Origin of the sequence: Loktanella salsilacus, assembly GCF_900114485.1 — a bacterium.
GTDB classification, from domain to species: domain Bacteria; phylum Pseudomonadota; class Alphaproteobacteria; order Rhodobacterales; family Rhodobacteraceae; genus Loktanella; species Loktanella salsilacus.
The window spans coordinates 231694-248649 of record NZ_FOTF01000001.1; the positions used below are offsets into that span (position 1 = coordinate 231694).

At 60.5% G+C, this 16956-nt stretch carries 20 protein-coding genes; 7 read left to right on the forward strand and 13 right to left on the reverse strand.

The window, feature by feature from the left end; translation table 11 throughout:
- Window positions 1–58: 58 nt before the first annotated feature.
- The 5 genes from BM131_RS01060 to BM131_RS01080 all read right to left on the reverse strand — a co-directional run bounded on the left by BM131_RS01060 (window position 59) and on the right by BM131_RS01080 (window position 4080).
- A complete protein-coding gene (locus BM131_RS01060; RefSeq protein ID WP_090184326.1) occupies window positions 59–835 on the reverse strand; it encodes a gamma-glutamyl-gamma-aminobutyrate hydrolase family protein in 777 nt (258 codons plus the stop codon).
- 168 nt (window positions 836–1003) lie between these two features.
- Window positions 1004–1429 carry a GlcG/HbpS family heme-binding protein gene (locus tag BM131_RS01065; protein WP_090184329.1) on the reverse strand — a complete coding sequence of 142 codons (426 nt, stop codon included), beginning with the start codon at window positions 1427–1429 and terminating at the stop codon, window positions 1004–1006.
- A 12-nt stretch (window positions 1430–1441) separates the two neighbouring features.
- A complete protein-coding gene (locus BM131_RS01070) occupies window positions 1442–3577 on the reverse strand; it encodes a malate synthase G (protein ID WP_090184332.1) in 2136 nt (711 codons plus the stop codon).
- A 98-nt stretch (window positions 3578–3675) separates the two neighbouring features.
- Window positions 3676–3834 carry a DUF2256 domain-containing protein gene (locus tag BM131_RS01075; protein WP_090184335.1) on the reverse strand — a complete coding sequence of 53 codons (159 nt, stop codon included), beginning with the start codon at window positions 3832–3834 and terminating at the stop codon, window positions 3676–3678.
- An 18-nt stretch (window positions 3835–3852) separates the two neighbouring features.
- Complete coding sequence (locus tag BM131_RS01080; RefSeq protein WP_090184617.1) at window positions 3853–4080, reverse strand: hypothetical protein; 228 nt, start codon at window positions 4078–4080, stop codon at window positions 3853–3855.
- A 104-nt stretch (window positions 4081–4184) separates the two neighbouring features.
- On the opposite strand from BM131_RS01080, the gene pepN reads away from it, so the two are divergent.
- Window positions 4185–6734 (forward strand): aminopeptidase N, encoded by a 2550-nt coding sequence (pepN, locus tag BM131_RS01085; RefSeq protein WP_090184337.1) that lies wholly within the window; start codon window positions 4185–4187, stop codon window positions 6732–6734.
- 36 nt (window positions 6735–6770) lie between these two features.
- Entirely contained in the window at window positions 6771–7667 is an 897-nt protein-coding gene (locus BM131_RS01090; protein WP_245754094.1) for a 1-acyl-sn-glycerol-3-phosphate acyltransferase, read from the forward strand.
- Here the strand turns inward: BM131_RS01090 and BM131_RS01095 are convergent.
- The gene (locus BM131_RS01095; RefSeq protein WP_245754095.1) at window positions 7630–8292 is read right to left on the reverse strand and encodes a transglycosylase SLT domain-containing protein; all 663 of its coding nucleotides are present in this window, start codon (window positions 8290–8292) and stop codon (window positions 7630–7632) included. The genes BM131_RS01090 and BM131_RS01095 overlap by 38 nt on opposite strands.
- 279 nt (window positions 8293–8571) lie before the next feature.
- A complete protein-coding gene (locus BM131_RS01100) occupies window positions 8572–9132 on the reverse strand; it encodes a type 1 glutamine amidotransferase domain-containing protein (RefSeq protein WP_090184348.1) in 561 nt (186 codons plus the stop codon).
- Window positions 9133–9246: 114 nt separating this feature from the next.
- Between BM131_RS01100 and gatB the strand changes: the two genes are divergently transcribed.
- On the forward strand, window positions 9247–10764 hold the full coding sequence (gene gatB / locus BM131_RS01105) for an Asp-tRNA(Asn)/Glu-tRNA(Gln) amidotransferase subunit GatB (protein WP_090184351.1): 1518 nt from the start codon (window positions 9247–9249) through the stop codon (window positions 10762–10764).
- Window positions 10765–10769: 5 nt separating this feature from the next.
- Window positions 10770–11201, forward strand: coding sequence for a DUF4177 domain-containing protein (locus tag BM131_RS01110; protein WP_090184353.1), 432 nt, complete (start codon window positions 10770–10772; stop codon window positions 11199–11201).
- Between the two features lie 11 nt (window positions 11202–11212).
- On the opposite strand, the gene BM131_RS01115 is transcribed toward BM131_RS01110, so the two are convergent.
- Window positions 11213–11467: a BolA family protein gene (locus tag BM131_RS01115; RefSeq protein WP_090184356.1), complete on the reverse strand. Its 255-nt coding sequence runs from the start codon at window positions 11465–11467 to the stop codon at window positions 11213–11215.
- 76 nt (window positions 11468–11543) lie between these two features.
- On the opposite strand from BM131_RS01115, the gene BM131_RS01120 reads away from it, so the two are divergent.
- Entirely contained in the window at window positions 11544–12182 is a 639-nt protein-coding gene (locus BM131_RS01120; RefSeq protein ID WP_090184359.1) for a J domain-containing protein, read from the forward strand.
- On the opposite strand, the gene BM131_RS01125 is transcribed toward BM131_RS01120, so the two are convergent.
- The 4 genes from BM131_RS01125 to BM131_RS01140 form a co-directional block, all read right to left on the reverse strand.
- Complete coding sequence (locus BM131_RS01125) at window positions 12179–12751, reverse strand: hypothetical protein (RefSeq protein WP_090184363.1); 573 nt, start codon at window positions 12749–12751, stop codon at window positions 12179–12181. The two genes, BM131_RS01120 and BM131_RS01125, sit on opposite strands and share 4 nt — an antisense overlap.
- A 96-nt stretch (window positions 12752–12847) precedes the next feature.
- A complete protein-coding gene (gene msrB / locus BM131_RS01130; protein WP_090184366.1) occupies window positions 12848–13306 on the reverse strand; it encodes a peptide-methionine (R)-S-oxide reductase MsrB in 459 nt (152 codons plus the stop codon).
- A 159-nt stretch (window positions 13307–13465) separates the two neighbouring features.
- Window positions 13466–14182, reverse strand: coding sequence for an anti-sigma factor (locus tag BM131_RS01135; protein ID WP_090184369.1), 717 nt, complete (start codon window positions 14180–14182; stop codon window positions 13466–13468).
- Window positions 14172–14723 (reverse strand): sigma-70 family RNA polymerase sigma factor, encoded by a 552-nt coding sequence (locus tag BM131_RS01140; RefSeq protein WP_090184372.1) that lies wholly within the window; start codon window positions 14721–14723, stop codon window positions 14172–14174. Before BM131_RS01140 ends, BM131_RS01135 begins: the two co-directional genes overlap by 11 nt.
- A gap of 191 nt (window positions 14724–14914) precedes the next feature.
- Between BM131_RS01140 and cobS the strand changes: the two genes are divergently transcribed.
- Window positions 14915–15901 carry a cobaltochelatase subunit CobS gene (gene cobS, locus BM131_RS01145; RefSeq protein WP_090184375.1) on the forward strand — a complete coding sequence of 329 codons (987 nt, stop codon included), beginning with the start codon at window positions 14915–14917 and terminating at the stop codon, window positions 15899–15901.
- Between the two features lie 125 nt (window positions 15902–16026).
- On the forward strand, window positions 16027–16260 hold the full coding sequence (locus BM131_RS01150) for a hypothetical protein (protein WP_139222567.1): 234 nt from the start codon (window positions 16027–16029) through the stop codon (window positions 16258–16260).
- A gap of 49 nt (window positions 16261–16309) precedes the next feature.
- On the opposite strand, the gene BM131_RS01155 is transcribed toward BM131_RS01150, so the two are convergent.
- On the reverse strand, window positions 16310–16894 hold the full coding sequence (locus tag BM131_RS01155; protein ID WP_090184381.1) for an NADPH-dependent FMN reductase: 585 nt from the start codon (window positions 16892–16894) through the stop codon (window positions 16310–16312).
- Window positions 16895–16956 lie beyond the last annotated feature (62 nt).

The window sequence follows — 16956 nt, forward strand, 5'->3', positions numbered from 1 at the left end:
CGGTGTGCCTGCCAGCACACCGGGCGTTTGGATTCTGTAGCCAAGTAAACGTTTGGAATCAGGCGGATTTACGCATTGGCGCGCGCTTGCCAGCGGCATGAGCGGCAGCGGCTTGGCCGAACGCCTCGAACAGCGGACGCGACACCATATCAAGGCCAGCCTGATATTCGGGATGCCACTGAACGCCCAGCGCAAAGCCGGGCGCGTCGGCGATATGGATCGCCTCTGGTGTCGAATCAGGGGCGGTGCCATCGATCACGACACGGGGTCCCGCGACCTTGATCCCCTGCCCGTGCAGCGAATTCGTCATCACCTCGCGCTTGCCCATCAGGCGGTGGAATACGCCGCCATCGGTAAAGGTGATGGTGTGCCGCATGGCAAACTTTTCCTCGATCGTTCCGTCAGGCGGCATGCGGTGATTATCCCGCCCCGGCAGATCGCGGATTTCGGGATAGAGTGACCCGCCAAAGGCGACGTTGATTTCCTGAAAGCCCCGGCAAATGCCAAGGATCGGCACAGCCGCCGCCACGCAAGCGCGGATCAGCGGCAGGGCTACGCGGTCGCGGCCTCTGTCGAAATCACCATGGGCTGGGGTTGCGTCTTCGCCGTATTCTTCGGGATGCACATTGGGCCGCCCGCCCGGAAAGATGAAACCATCGCAGGCACATAGCAGATCGTTAATATCAACCATGTCGGGGTCAGCGGGCACAATCAGCGGCAGCGCATCGCAAACCTCGCGCACGGCTTGCATGTTCATATCACCTGCCGCCTGGACCAAATAGCTGTCGTTGATCAGGTGAGAGTTGCCAATGATACCAATAACGGGACGGGACAAGATGTAGGCTCCTGTAAGGAATACACGGCTTACCTAGCCGCTTGCCCCCAGATTGCATAGGTCAGTGTCTGCACAGCAACCCCTGCGTCAGGGCACCGGCAGCAAAAACGCTGCCGATACCGATTTTATGCGCCCAAAGCGTAAGCGCCTGCTTAATTCAGCAGCAGTTTACGCCTCACCGGTCAAGCCAGCGGCCTCTAGCCCAGCCATAGCGGCCACGACGTCATTGTCAGAGGTGTCGCCGGTCACGCCAACAGCGCCGATCACAACGCCGTCTGCCTTGACCAACACGCCGCCCGGCACCGGCACGACCTGCCCGCCATACACGCCGTTCACTGCGGCCATGAAATACGGCTGCGCCTCGGCGCGGGCCATCTGTGCGCTGCCGGGCATGCCCAGCATGACTGCGCCGTAGGCTTTACCATGCGCGATACCATAGCGGCCTGGTGCCGCGCCGTCGGCCCGCTCGAACGCTTTGACGTGGCCGCCAGCGTCCAGAATGACGACGGACAACGGCTTAAAGCCTTTGTCTGCGCCGGTTTTCATCGCGACTTCGATAATCGTGCGGGCCTGTGCTGCGGTGATCTGTGTCATAGTCAGTTCCTTTTATGCGTTAGCTTTGGCGACAAGACGCCAGTCGTGAAGCATGGGTTCGGTATAGCCAGATGGCTGCGTGCGGCCTTCAAACACCAGATCGCAAGCCGCCTTGAACGCGGGGCCAGAAAACGCGGGCGCCATTGGCGTATACGCGGCGTCGCCCTTGTTCTGATCGTCCACGACAGCGGCCATTTTCTTCATGACCTCCATCATGCGGCCCTCGGTCATCACACCGTGCAGCAGCCAGTTCGCCAGCGCCTGCGCGGAAATCCGGCAGGTGGCGCGGTCTTCCATCAGCTGAACGTTGTGGATGTCAGGCACCTTGGAACAGCCAACGCCCTGATCGACCCAGCGCACGACATAGCCCAGAATACCCTGCGCGTTATTTTCCAGCTCTGCGGTGATCTGGTCCTCGGACCAGTTCTGACCATTGGCAACGGGGATCGTCAGCAAGTCTTCCAGCGTGCCGCGGGGCCCGCCTGCTTTCAGCTCTTCTTGGCGCGCAAGCACGTCAATCTGGTGATAGTGGCTGGCATGCAGCGTCGCCGCCGTCGGCGATGGCACCCAAGCGCAGTTTGCGCCCGCGTTCGGGTGGTTGGTCTTTTCGACCAGCATCCGCTCCATCAGGTCCGGCATGGCCCACATGCCCTTGCCGATCTGCGCCTTGCCCTGCAATCCGCAGGCCAGACCGATATCGACGTTGCGATCCTCATAGGACTTAATCCAAGGCGCGTTCTTCATCTCGCCTTTGGGAATCATCGGGCCCGCTTCGATGCTGGTGTGAATCTCGTCGCCGGTCCGGTCTAGGAAGCCTGTGTTGATAAAGGCCACGCGGTGCTTGGCCGCGCGGATACATTCTTTCAGGTTCACCGATGTGCGGCGTTCCTCGTCCATGATGCCCAGCTTGACGGTGTTTTCCGGCAGGTTCAGCACCCGTTCGACAGCGGTAAAGATGTCGTCGGCAAAGGCGACTTCTTCGGGGCCGTGCATCTTGGGCTTGACCACATAGACCGACCCGGCCACGGAATTGCGGATGCCGGATGTCTTCTGCAAATCGTGCATCGCGATCATCACGGTGAACATCGCGTCCATCAAGCCTTCGCCGACCTCACGCCCGTCGCTGTCCAGAACGGCGGGGTTCGTCATCAAGTGACCCACGTTGCGGATCAACATCAGCGAACGGCCTTTGACCGTCAGGTCATGGCCTTCGGACGTGGTAAAGGTACGGTCGCCGTGCAGGGCACGGGTAAATGTCTTGTCGCCCTTGCTGACCTCTTCGGTCAGGTCGCCGCGCATCAGGCCCAGCCAGTTGGCATAGGCCAGCACCTTGTCATCCGCGTCGACAGCGGCGACGGAATCTTCGCAATCCATGATCGCGGACAGCGCGGATTCAAAGCGGATATCGCTGATCCCGGCCTTGTCCTGCGCACCGATTTGCGACTTCGGATCTACTTCAATTTCGATCAGCAAACCATTGACGCGCAACAAAACTGTCAGCGCATCGCCGTGCCCGATCGAGCCTGCGAACTGGCCCTGATCCTCTAGCTGCGGCGACAACATGCCGTCGGTCACGTTCAGGCTGTCGATATCGGCCCAAGAGCCATCGGCCAGCGGCGCGACCTTATCCAGATGCGCACGGCCCCAAGCAATCGCGCGGGCGCCGCGCTCTGCATTGTAGCCCTTGCCCTGTGGCAGATCGCCAAGCGCATCGGTGCCATACAGCGCGTCATACAGGCTGCCCCAGCGGGCGTTCGCCGCGTTCAGCGCAAAGCGGGCGTTCATGATCGGCACAACCAACTGCGGGCCGGGCAGATCGGCGATCTCGGGATCGACCGACGTTGTCTCAATCGCGAAATCGGGGCCTTCAGGCACCAGATAGCCGATGTCTGACAGGAAGGCGCGGTAGGCTGCGGCATCAAACGTCTGGCCGCGGTGTTCAACATGCCAAGCATCGATCTTGGCCTGAAGCTCTTCACGCTGGGCCAGCAGATCGCGGCCGCGCGGGCCCATCGTGTTCACCAAATCGGCAAACCCAGTCCAAAACGCATCGGCGTCCACACCCGTACCGGGCAGCGCTTGCGTTTCGATGAAATCCACCAGTACCGGCGCGACTTGCAGCCCAGCTTTATTGATCCGTCCAGTCATCACACGATCCTCCGTTCGATTTGCATATTTGCTAGAGGATTGCGGACGCTCTGTCCAGATGTGGTAAAAAATCCTGACCAATTTAGCATGTCGCTACGCTAAGCGGTCGAGGATTTCCCCCGCGCCGCCCGGCATTTGTCAGAGCAATAGCGCACCTCGTCCCAGACCTTGGCCCAAGATTTGCGCCAAGTGAAGGGTCTGCCGCAGACCGCGCAGGTCTTAACCGGCAGATCTGCCTTTTTGCGCATCCGCGCCATGATTGCTGCCCCTGCCGTTTAGTTGCTTGCCGGCGCGGTTTCGACCTGCGGCTCGGCTGGCACTTCTGCGCCCGGGCGGCCGTCGATCTGCGTGTCCGCGCCTTCGGGCGACGTGCCGTTGCTGATCGTCCAGATCATCAGGCCCACCAGCAGCAGTAACGCAAAGATGACGACGCCCGCCATGCCGCGCATCGGGCCGCGATGTTTCTTTTCCTGCTTATCCAGATCAGTATTCGGTGCCGACATCGTAATCTCCATTCGTTAACGCAAGGCCAGTGGTTGCAGCCGCTTTGCCAACTTCATAACGTCCCGCCAAAGCGGACAGTTCCGCCTCCGAAAAGGTCACCATTATGAACACCGCAGCGCCGCAAACGATTTTTCTATCCAATTACATGGCGCCCGGTTGGCATGTGGAAAGTGTGAATCTGACATTTAAGCTCGCGCCAGAGGCCACGCGCGTGATCTCGCGCATCGCATTTACGCCGAACCCAGATGCGCCTGCCCAGCCCTTTATGCTGCATGGCGAAGAGCTGACATTGATCAGCGCCGCCATCGACGGCGTGGCCGTGTCCCCCGATCTGACCGCCGCAGGTCTGACCTGCGACGTGCCAGACGGTGCGTTCATATGGGAGGCAGAGGTCGAGATCGCGCCGGTGAAAAACACAGCCCTCGAAGGGCTCTATATGTCGAACGGCATGTATTGCACCCAGTGCGAGGCCGAAGGCTTTCGCAAGATCACCTACTACCCCGACCGCCCCGACGTGATGGGCGTGTTTACCGTGCGCATCGAAAGCGACCTGCCGGTACTGCTGTCCAACGGCAACGCCACCGCCTCTGGCGCAGGCTGGGCGGAATGGCACGATCCGTGGCCGAAACCGGCCTATTTGTTCGCGCTGGTGGCGGGCGATCTGGTCGCACACAACGACAGCTTTACCACGATGGAAGGCCGCGATGTTGAATTGAACATCTGGGTCCGCGCCGCCGATCTGGACAAATGCGCCTTCGGTATGGGCGCGCTCAAGCGGTCGATGGTCTGGGATGAACAGGTCTATGGCCGCGCTTATGACTTGGACATTTTCAACATTGTGGCCGTCGACGACTTCAATATGGGCGCGATGGAGAACAAAGGGTTGAACATTTTCAACTCTAGCGCAGTTTTGGCAAAGCAAAGCACATCAACCGACGCCGACTTTCAGCGGGTCGAGGCGATCATCGCCCACGAGTATTTTCACAACTGGACCGGCAACCGGATCACCTGCCGCGACTGGTTCCAGCTGTGTCTGAAAGAGGGGCTGACCGTGTTCCGCGACCAGTCCTTTACCGGCGATCTGCACGGCCACGCCGTGAAGCGGATCGAGGATGCGCTGGTCATGCGCAACCGCCAGTTCCAAGAGGACGCAGGCCCATTGGCCCACCCCGTGCGTCCCGAAAGCTTTGTCGAGATCAACAACTTCTACACCGTCACCGTCTATGAAAAGGGCGCAGAGCTGGTGGGGATGCTCAAACGCCTTGTGGGCGACGATGGCTACCGCGCCGCGCTAGATTTGTACTTCACCCGCCACGATGGCCAGGCCGCCACGATAGAGGATTGGTTGGCCGCGTTCACAGATGCCACGGACCGCGATCTGACGCAGTTCAAACGTTGGTACGCGCAGGCAGGCACACCGCGCCTGACAGTAACAGATGACTTTAAGAACGGCACATACAGCCTTCATATCGCACAACAAACCCCTGACACGCCCGGCCAGACGGACAAGCTGCCGCTGCACATTCCCGTCGCTGTCGGCCTGCTGGACGACACCGGCGCAGAGGTGGTGGCGACCACCTTGCTAGAGCTGACCGAGGCGCAGCAGACCTTTACCTTTGACGGGCTGGCCAGCAAACCTGTGCCATCGATCCTGCGCGACTTCTCGGCCCCCGTGATCATTGAACGGGACGTCACGCAGGCAGAGCAAGCCTTTCTGCTGACCCACGACACCGACCCGTTCAACCGCTGGGACGCGGGCCGATCCTTAGCACGGGCAGTCCTGCTCGATATGATCGCAAATGGCGGTGATCTGGATGCGGGTTATATCAACGGCTTGCGGGCTGCCCTGACGGATAGCACCCTTGATCCAGCGATGCGCGCCCTGCTGCTAGCGATGCCGTCAGAGGCGGATATGGCCATTGCCTTGGCGGGCCAAGGCCAAACACCCGACCCAGATGCAATCCACCAAACGCGCCGCAAGGCGCAGCGCCAACTGGCCGAGGCTTTGGCCACGGATATACCCGCCGTCCTCTCCTCCGTGCGCATCGACGCGCCCTTTGCCCCTGACGCGGATCAAGGCGGGCGGCGCGCGCTGTCGAACAGCCTGCTGTCGCTGCTGACATGGGCTGACAAAGGCACCGCCGCGCAGGCGCAGTTCGACACCGCCGACAATATGACCCAGCAGTTGTCGGCCCTGTCGATCCTGCTGGCGCATGGCGCGGGCGACGCCGCCGCGCAGGCGTTTTATGATCAGTGGCATCATGACCGCTTGGTTCTGAACAAATGGTTTGGCGTGCAGATCAGCGCAGCGCAGCCGCAGGACGCGGTCGCTGTGGCCACCCGCCTGACCCAGCATCCTGACTTCGAGTGGAAAAACCCGAACCGCTTCCGCTCTGTCATTGGCGCGCTCACGGGGAATCAGGCAGGCTTTCACCGGGCGGACGGCGCGGGCTATGACTTTGTTGCCGACTGGCTGATCAAGCTAGATCCGGTCAATCCGCAAACGACGGCGCGGATGGTCGCGGGCTTTGACAGCATGCGCCGCTGGGATGATGCGCGCCGTGAAAAAATGCGCAGCGCATTGACACGGATCAAGGACACGCCGGGCCTGTCGCGCGACACGTCAGAGATGGTAACACGCCTTTTGTCATAGGCGACTTGGCGAAACGGTGAAAAAACCGTAAATGTCATGGAACCGTTACCGCTGCCGGGGCATTTAGTGCGTATGAAGGACCGTATTGATCCATTGATCGTCGAACGTGCGCCGTGGATGTACAAATCCTGGCCCGGGATGCGCTATGTGCGCGGGCTAATGCATTTGGCCCTCGCTTACGACAAAACCGTCGATATTGCGCAGGGTCTGCGTGATGCCCCGTCCAACCAGATCATGGGGCACATGGGCGAATTGCTGGCCAAGCATGTCGAGGTGTCGGGCCTGTCGAACCTGCCGCTGCACGAGCCGGCGATTGTCGTGGCGAACCATCCCACTGGGATCGCCGACGGCATCATCTTGCACCACCTGATCGCCCGTACGCGGCCTGATGTGTATTTCTTCGCCAACTCCGACATCCTGCGCGTCATGCCGCAGATGGAGGATATGATCTGCCCGGTCGAGTGGCGCATGGACAAGCGGACGCGGGAAAAGACCCGCAACACGCTGGATTATGTGCGGACTGCAACCGAAGCAGGCCGCCTTGGCGTGATCTTCCCCTCTGGCCGGTTGGCCAAGCGGCGCGGGTTCAAGCTGCACGAGCGGCCTTGGATGGCGTCCGCTGCGATGCTGGCGCGCAAGTTTGATCTGCCGGTGATCCCGATCAACGTGCAGGCGCGTAATTCGGCGTTGTTTTACATGTTCGACATGATCCACCCGACCCTGCGCGACGTGACCCTGTTTCACGAAACGCTGAACAAGGATCGCCAGCCGTACCGCGTGACGGTGGGCGAGCCTATTCAGGCCTCTGCCCTACCGAAATCGTCGGAAGAGGGAATCGAGATGCTGAAAAAGGCGACGCTGGCGCTTGGCGGGATTGATGCGCCGACGGTGAACCTTATTCGGATGACCCGTCGCCCATTGTTGAAACTGTAGCGCTCTCGCGTCCTGCCATTAAGGTGGCGGGGCGCAGGACCGGACGCTGGCGTTCGCGCACGACACAATAGTCTTGTTTGCGCGTCCATGCCGACATCTCTGCCACTTTTGCACGATTGCTCATCGGGCCCCAGTCGGCTGCGACGCCGCGCCAGCGGCCATCGTGCAGCGCGACGGCGCGGTCGCGTTTGACCGTGCGGCCCATGATGCGGGCGGCGCAGGACAGGTTGTCGATCGGGTTTTGCAGCCCTGCCCCTGTGGTCGCCCGGCAGCCATAGCCGCGTGCCGTCGCGGGCAAAATCTGCAGCAACCCATACCAAAGCCCACCGCCGCCGACGGCCTGCGGGTTATAGGTGCTTTCGTGCTTGGATAGCGCCGACATCATGCCGACCCAGAACGCCCGGCGCAGCGTCGGGCTGTTTTCGGCATAGGCGGGGCACCATGTTTCGATATCGCGGGGCACGACCGAATCGAGTCCCTGCGCCGCAACCGCCGACATCGTGGCCCGCGCCCAAGCGTTTGCTTGCGCACCTTTGCCCCATCTGGTGCGCGGCACAAAGTTGAGCCGCGCCTGCGGACGCACGGAGGGTGCACCCTGAATGACAGTCACCGGATACCGGATCATGTGGGCTGGCCTGGCTATAGGGCGAAATGATGTGCGCCGCACTATTTCAGCCTCGGCGCGCGCGGCAGCGGCATCTAGGCGAGATTGGGGACGGATCGGCAGTTCGGCAGCCACAGATGTGGCGCTCAGAACTGCAATCACTCCCCCCAGAATGATGGCTTTCAGGCGCATGGCGGCGAACTTGCCCTGCGCGGGGGATCAGGGGCAAGGTTTTTTTAACCCGCGCCTTCCCATGCAGCGAAGGGGCGCCGACACCAGCGCCCCTTCGCCGATATTTGATCAGGCGGCTTTGCGCTTGTGATCGCCTTCTTTCACTTCCTCGATGATCTTGGCGACAAAGGCGTCCAGATCGTCCGGATTGCGGCTGGTGATGATGCCGTTGGAAATCGCGACCTCTTTGTCCACGACGGTCGCGCCAGCGTTTTTCAGGTCGGTGCGGATGGATTTAAAGGACGTCATCTCGCGCCCTTCGACCACGCCTGCCTCGATCAGCAGCCACGGGGCGTGGCAGATGGCAGCGACGATTTTACCGTGGCTCACGAAGCCCTTGATGACGTTGATCGCATCGTCTTCGACGCGCAGCAGGTCAGGGTTAATCTGGCCGCCCGGCAGGACGATGGCATCGTAGTCTTCGACATTTACATCAGCGATTTTCAGATCGCCGGGCACGTCGATGGACCAGTGGTCTTGGTCCCAGCCTTTGATCTTATCGCCGTCCAGCGTGGCGACATGGACGGTGGCACCCGCCTCGCGCAGCTGTTCTAGTGGGGTGGTCAGTTCGACCTCTTCAAAGCCGTTGGTGGCCATGATCAGGATCTTGGATTCGGTAATCGCAGTCATTGTTGCTCTCCTTTAAGGGGTTCGCTTCGTTCTGCGGGCATAACGGGTGTCCCCCGCCTCTTGTTCCGCCCTTTTGGCTGGCCTAGAAGGGCGCAACAACAGATGAGGACCGCCATGCTCGATCTTGAATACGCCGCCCCTGCCCCAAAAGTCATTGCCGGGGCAAAGCACGACTGGGAACTGGTGATCGGTCTGGAAGTCCACGCGCAGGTGGCCACGAAGGCCAAGCTGTTTTCCGGCGCATCGACCCTGTTCGGGGCCGAGCCAAACAGCAACGTCGCCTTTGTGGATGCCGGCATGCCCGGCATGCTGCCCGTGATTAACGAGGCTTGCGTCGCGCAGGCTGTGCGCACGGGTCTGGGCCTGAAGGCCGAGATCAACCTGTTCTCTGCGTTTGATCGCAAGAACTACTTTTATCCTGACCTGCCGCAGGGCTATCAGATCAGCCAGTTGTATCACCCCATCGTGGGCGAAGGCGAAGTGCTGGTTGAACTGGGCGATGGCACCGCGCGTCTGGTGCGGATTGAACGCATTCACCTAGAGCAGGATGCCGGCAAGTCGATCCACGACATGGACCCGACGATGTCCTTTGTGGACCTGAACCGCACGGGCGTCGCGCTGATGGAAATCGTGTCGCGCCCTGACATTCGCGGACCAGAAGAGGCGGCTGCTTTTGTCGCCAAGCTGCGCCAGATCATGCGTTATCTGGGCACCTGCGATGGCAACATGCAGAACGGCAACCTGCGCGCCGACGTGAACGTCAGCATCTGCCGTCCCGGCGATTACGAGAAATATCAGGCCACGCAGGACTTTAGCCATCTGGGCACGCGCTGCGAAATCAAGAACATGAACTCTATGCGGTTCATCCAAGCCGCGATCGAGGTCGAGGCCCGCCGCCAGATCGCCATCATCGAGGATGGCGGTGCAGTCGTGCAAGAAACGCGTTTGTACGATCCAGACAAGAACGAAACGCGGTCCATGCGGTCCAAGGAAGAAGCGCACGACTACCGCTACTTCCCCGATCCTGACCTGCTGCCGCTGGAAATCGAACAGGCGTGGGTCGATGATATTGCCGCCAACCTGCCCGAACTGCCGGACGCCAAAAAGGCCCGCTTTATCGCCAGCTTTGGCCTGTCGGATTATGACGCATCGGTGCTGACGGCTGACGTCGCCAACGCTGCCTATTTCGAGGACGTCGCCAAAGGCGGCGGCGACGGCAAGCTGGCGGCCAACTGGGTCATCAACGAATTGTTCGGCCGCCTGAAAAAGGACGGCGACAAAGGCATCACCGAAAGCCCGATCCCCGCCGCACGGCTGGCGCAGATCGTCGCCTTGATCAAGGCCGAGACGATCAGCGGCAAGATCGCCAAGGACGTCTTTGACATCGCCTATACCCAAGACCGCGACCCCGAAGAGATCGTGAAAACCGACGGGCTAGAGCAGGTCACAGACACCGGCGCGATCGAGGCGGCCGTGGACGAGATTATCGCCGCGAACCCGGCGCAGGTCGAAAAGGCCAAGGCCAACCCTAAATTGGCGGGCTGGTTCGTCGGCCAAGTCATGAAATCCACCGGCGGCAAGGCCAATCCGGCCGCCGTCAACGCGCTGGTCGCTGCAAAGCTGGGGCTTTAATCCCGATGGTTCATTACGAGTATAAGGTTGTCCCCGCCCCTAAGCGCGGCGAAAAGGCGAAGGGCTTGCGCGCAGCAGAGGATCGCTATGCGCTGGCCCTGACGAACGCCCTGAACGCGCAGGCCGCACTGGGCTGGGAATACCAGCGCACCGAAACCCTGCCCGCCGAAGAGCGTGAAGGCTTGCTCGGCAAAGCGACGGTCTATCAAAACATGATGGTGTTTCGCCGGGCCAAGGCCGAGGCGAAAGCGGCCCCTGCCCCTGCGCCCATGATCGAGGATAAGCGGGCTGAGGCAGCAACCGCCCCTGTGGTCGCAGCGCCAGCCGTCACCGCGCCTGCGGCGATGCCGGTTGCAGGCTCTGCAACAACCGCAGCAGAGCCCAAGTCGGATAAGACGCCGGGTGTTGGCGCAGCTGATCCAGCCCATAAGGGCTGATCAGCCACCCATCAGCGAATTGTGATCGCCAGCGCGTGCAATCGGCCCATGATATCCTTACCTAAGGCATCGTGAATGGCGCGGTGCTTGGCGATCCGGGACTTACCATCCAGCGCAGATGCGCCTATCACCAACTGCCAATGGCTTTCACCAGAGCCGTCGTCGCCGCTGTGACCAGCGTGAAGATGGCTCTCATTTATCACCTCAAGGTGTTCCGGCGACAATTCGCGCACCAGCGCGGCCTGAATTTCGTCGTCAAGTGCCATTATTTTTGTCCTGCCTCTTCTATCTGCCAACCACAGGTTTAGAGTGCATACTCCGAGTCGGAAAGGGACGATCCCCATGAATAAAAAAGACCCCTTCGGTTTTGACATGTCAGTGTCGAACAGCAAGAAGAAGAACCCGCGCGGGCGGCGGGGTATGTCGGGTGCGTCTGAAACGTCGACCCGCATCTGCGATCATGAAGGGTGCGACGAGGCCGGGCAGTACCGTGCGCCGAAATCACCGGACTCCGTGGATGAATACTGGTGGTTCTGCAAAGACCACGTGCGCGAATATAACCTGAAGTGGAATTTCTTTGACGGCACGTCAGAGGCAGAGCTGATGGCGCAGATGGAAAAGGACCGCGCGACGTGGGAACGCCCCACCAAGCCGATCAAAAGGTCCGTCGAAGAACGCGCTTGGGCCCGTCTGGGCGTGACCGACCCGCATGAAGTGCTGGGCGAGAACGCGACCCGCAACCCCGGCAAAAACGGCGGCGGCACGCGCAAGCTGCCACCCACCGAACGCCGCGCGGTCGAGATTCTGGATGCCAAGGATCACATGGCCAAGACCGAGATCCGCAAGTGCTATAAGGCGCTGATCAAGGTGCTGCACCCAGACATGAACGGCGGCGATCGCAGCCAAGAAGAACAGCTAGCCGAAGTCGTCTGGGCTTGGGAACAGATCAAGGCCAGCCGCAACTTCCGCGAAAAGGACTAAGCGCGCCGCTTTTCGCGGTCCCGCTTGGGATTGAGCCAATTCTGCCGTGCGCCTGCCTGTGGCTGGCGCGCGGTTACCACAGTGACAGAGCGGTTTAGCGGCGCAAAGATGCTGTCCCGCTCGCGCCGCCAGTCCGTCATCAGCAGATGTGCGACGACAAGGGCGTTCACCCAAATCAGCGCTAGCACCGGATGCGCCGCCACCGTGAAACAGAACATCATCGGGCCGAACATTGTGCCATAAAATGGCAGCGCCAATGTGCCGCCGATGATGGTGCCCATAAAGGTGATCGCAAGGATGCCTGCCACCAGCTTTAGCACGCCAAGCGGGCCGCCATGGCCCAGCCAGTCCCGGCCCGCAAACAGCGCGCACAGGCTGCCCAGCACGCCAGCAATCACGAACCAATAATCCGCGCCGCTTAGTCTGCGCAGCATCGCCTGATCATGACCCATCTGCGAGACAATCGTAAAGCTGACCACGCCGCCAGCCAAGCTGACGGCCAAGGCCGCAGCGTAAAGCCGCTTTTCGCCCGCTGTCGGGCTAAAGTTTGAAAACAGGCTGCTCAACATGGTTTTGTCCGTCAGGGAAGTCACCCTGTGATGCTACCATTTAACGCAGGTGGCGTTAAGAGTGCGATAACCAACACACCGTTTCCGAATTCAGCCCTAGGCGGCGCGAAACACAAGGCTAACGCCGTTCAGACAATGACGCTGACCCGTAGGTTTCGGCCCATCGCCAAAGATATGGCCCAGATGGCTGCCGCAGCGGCGGCAATGCAATTCGTTGCGCGTCTGGAACGACCTGTTGTCCACCTTGGTTGCTATGGCATTGGGAAGAGGCGAATAAAAGCTTGGCCAGCCGGTGCCGCTTTCGTATTTCGACCATGACGGATACAGCGGCAGATCGCAGCCGCGGCAGTGATAGGTGCCTTCGGCTTTGTTGGCGTTTAATGGGCTGGACCGGGGCGGCTCTGTGCTTTCGCGGCGCATGACGTTGTATTGTGTCTGCGTCAGCATGGCCCGCCATTCGGCGTCCGTGCGCGTCACTTCAAAGGCTTCAGCCCGCAGCGCCATCGGGGCTGCACTCGCGGCAAGGGCGGACAAAAGGAAATGGCGGCGTTTCATGGGCGGTCCTCCTAAAGATCTGACAGCATCGTTTCGAAGGAGTTTGCATCACGCTAGCCTTTCTCTGCGTTCCCCACGCGGATGTGATCGGTTGTGATATGCAAAAAGGGGCCGCATCACGATGGATGCGGCCCCTTTTGTTTGCAGTCACATCGCGTCTTAGGCGTCGACGATCTGGCCCACGGCCAGGACGTCGCCCGTCGGCCCTGCCTCTGGCGATCCGCCCAGCGGCTCGTCCGAAATCGCAAGCGTGCCGCCCGCAAGGGACAGCGCCAGATCAGGCGATACAGGCACGCGGCCGCTGCGGTCGGCCGGCAAGACGCCCAGCGATATCGGCGGGTTGTCCCCGGCGATCAGCCACAATTCCAGCGCACGGCCGGGGCGCGGATCGCCCACGGCCCGGTTCACCACCAGATTGCCGTTCGCCGAGTCGTAGCTTGCATCCACCACAAGGCTTTCGTCTGCCGAGGCGATTTGCGCGATATATGTTGCACCGCTGACCGGGCCACTGCTGGGCGGTACAATCGCCGTGACGATCCACAACACGGCCAGCGCTGCCAGCAAGCCGCCGCCGATCGCGGGCAGAAGGCCAAGACGCTGCAGCCAAGACTGCACCCCAGCGCCGCTGCGGGCGGGTGCCCCCTCGTGGAACAGCGTTTCCTTGATGCGCTTTAGCACATGCGGCGGCGGCGTGACGGGCGCGATATCGTCGGTCAGCGCGACAATGCGGTCGGTCTGAAAGGCATATTCCGCACGCAGATCCGGATCGACGCTCAGCACGTCCTCATAGGCTTGCGCCTCTGCTGGCGACAGCAGACCCAGAATATATTCTGCGGTCAGGGCGGATTCGTCTTCTTTTTCAATCTCATCCGTCATGGGACAGACACTCTCTCAACTTCAGCAGGCTGCGGCGCAGCCATGTGCGAACGGTGTTCAGCGGCACATCGTAATGATCCGCCAACTCTTGATAGGTTTCCCCTTCCAGATAGGCGCGGCGCACGGCGCCTGCCTTGTCAGGGTCGAGCTGCGCCATGCAATCCACGATCCGCCCCCGGTCAGAGGCCGCGATGGCAAGCGCTTCTGGTCCCGGCGCGGCGTCGGCCACATCTGCGGCCTCGTCCATCCCGGCATTCATCTTGGACTTACGCGCCCGCACCCGGTCAACGGAATGGTTCCGCGTCACGGTAATCAGCCACGTCATCGGGCTAAGGCCATTGACCCGGTAGCGATCCGCATTGCGCCAAATCTTGACGAAAGCTTCTTGCAGCGCGTCTTCGGCTTCGGTTCGATTACCCAACACACGCAGGCAAACGCCGAATAGTTTCGCCGAGGTCGCGGCATAAAGCCCGTCGAATGCAGCGCGGTCACCAATCGCCATGCGCGCAATCATATCCTCGATGTCTGTCAGACTAGTCATCTGGAACTCGCTCTTCGTTCTGTTGGCACTACTGTGGCGCATCTGGCGCAAAAGGCAACGTTGGCGCGGCGCACTGCGCAATATCAGCGCAAAGGGTGTGGCACCCCTTCCCCTTGGCATTCACCGCGATATGTTGCATCCCGCTAATGACGTTTATTTCACGCGATCCGCGACAACAAAGGCAGCTTCTTATGGCCGACGGCATGACCGACATCAACGCAACGCCGACCGAGGACATTTCAGTCCGCGATGTATTTGGCATCGACAGCGACATGAAGATTAAGGGCTTTGCTGAACGCACTGACCGCGTGCCAGAGATCGACAGCACTTATAAGTTCGACCCGGACACTACACTCGCGATTCTGGCAGGCTTTGGCTACAACCGCCGCGTCATGATCCAAGGCTATCACGGCACGGGCAAATCGACGCATATCGAACAGGTCGCAGCGCGCCTGAACTGGCCTGCCGTGCGTGTGAACCTTGATAGCCACATCAGCCGGATCGACTTGATCGGTAAGGATGCGATCAAGCTGAAAGACGGCGTGCAGGTCACCGAATTCCACGAAGGCATCCTGCCTTGGGCGCTGCGCAACCCTGTTGCCATCGTGTTCGACGAATACGACGCAGGCCGCGCCGACGTGATGTTCGTAATCCAGCGCGTGCTGGAAGCCGACGGCAAGCTGACGCTGATGGATCAGAACGTCATCCTGACGCCGCATAAATACTTCCGCCTATTTGCAACGGCCAACACGGTCGGCCTTGGCGACACGACGGGCCTGTATCACGGCACGCAGCAGATCAACCAAGCACAGATGGACCGTTGGTCGCTGGTCGCCACGTTGAACTATCTGTCCCACGACGCCGAAGCGGCCATCGTGCTGTCCAAGTCGCCGCATTACAACAACGACAAGGGTCGCAAGATCATATCCCAGATGGTCACCGTCGCCGACCTGACGCGCACCGCCTTTATGAACGGCGATCTGTCGACCGTCATGTCGCCGCGCACCGTGCTGGCATGGGCCGAAAATGCACGCATTTTCAACGATGTGGGCTACGCCTTCCGCCTGTCGTTCCTGAACAAATGTGACGAGCTGGAACGCCAGACCGTCGCAGAGTTCTATCAGCGCTGCTTTGACGAAGAGCTGCCGGAAAGTGCTGCAAGCCTGAGCTTGGGCTAACAATGCCAAAGTTTCGCGAAAATGCGGGAACACCAAAATTTTCGCGAAAATTTTGTCTGCTGGTCGCGGCTGTATCGGCGGGGGTGATGTTTGGCTGCGCACCCCCACCTGTCCCGCCGACAGCGTTGACCTATCAAATCACCGTGCCTGAAAGCCGCAAGATTGCCCTGGTCGCCCCAAGCGCACCGCTGGCCACGATTGCTGATATTGAAAAAGCCGCCCGCATTGAAACCGGATGCCGCGCTACGGCCATTGACCGTGTCTATCAGGCGGCGGGGTCTGATCGCGATGTGATTGTGCCAAGCTCTGTGTATCGCGGCTTTGGCGGGCGTATTCCGGTCACTCTTGCATGTCGGTGATACAAATTTAAAAGGCCGGTCCGTCGCGGACCGGCCTTTTTGATTGGCATTAAGCCTTGGCTGCTTTGGCGGCATTCGCCCACCAAACGATATCGTTCAGCAGTTCTTTGGCACCGCCCAGCAGGTGGTCTTCGATATCTTCGATCGGACCATTTGCGCCCAGCGGATGCACCGACATGAAATCGCCGCCCGCGATATGAACCGCGCCGCGCACGGGGACCATTTCAAGCTCTACCGCGATGTTGCGCAGATGCTCTACCGCACGTGCAGCCCCAAGGCCGCCGTAACCAATCGCGCCCATCGGCTTGCGATTCCATTCGACATAGGCCTGATCAAGCGCGTTCTTCAGCGCACCTGTGACCGAGTGGTTGTATTCGGCGGTGACAAAAATATAGCCGTCGAATTCGGCAATCTTCGCCTGCCACGTCAATGCGGCGGGGTCTTGGGTCGGGACGAATTTATTGCCGCCCATCTCGTTGAACAGCGGCAGATCGAAATCGCGCAGATCGACCAGCTCTACGGTCATGTCGCCGCGCGCTTGGGCTTGTTTCAGCATCCATGCGGCTGGTTTGTCAGCGAAACGGCTGTCGCGGGTCGAACCGATGATAATCGCGATGTTGGGAAGTTGTGCCATGGAAGGTGTCCTTGCGTTGGGTTGCCTCTTAATTGACCCCGCCCACGCGTGGCTCAATTGCC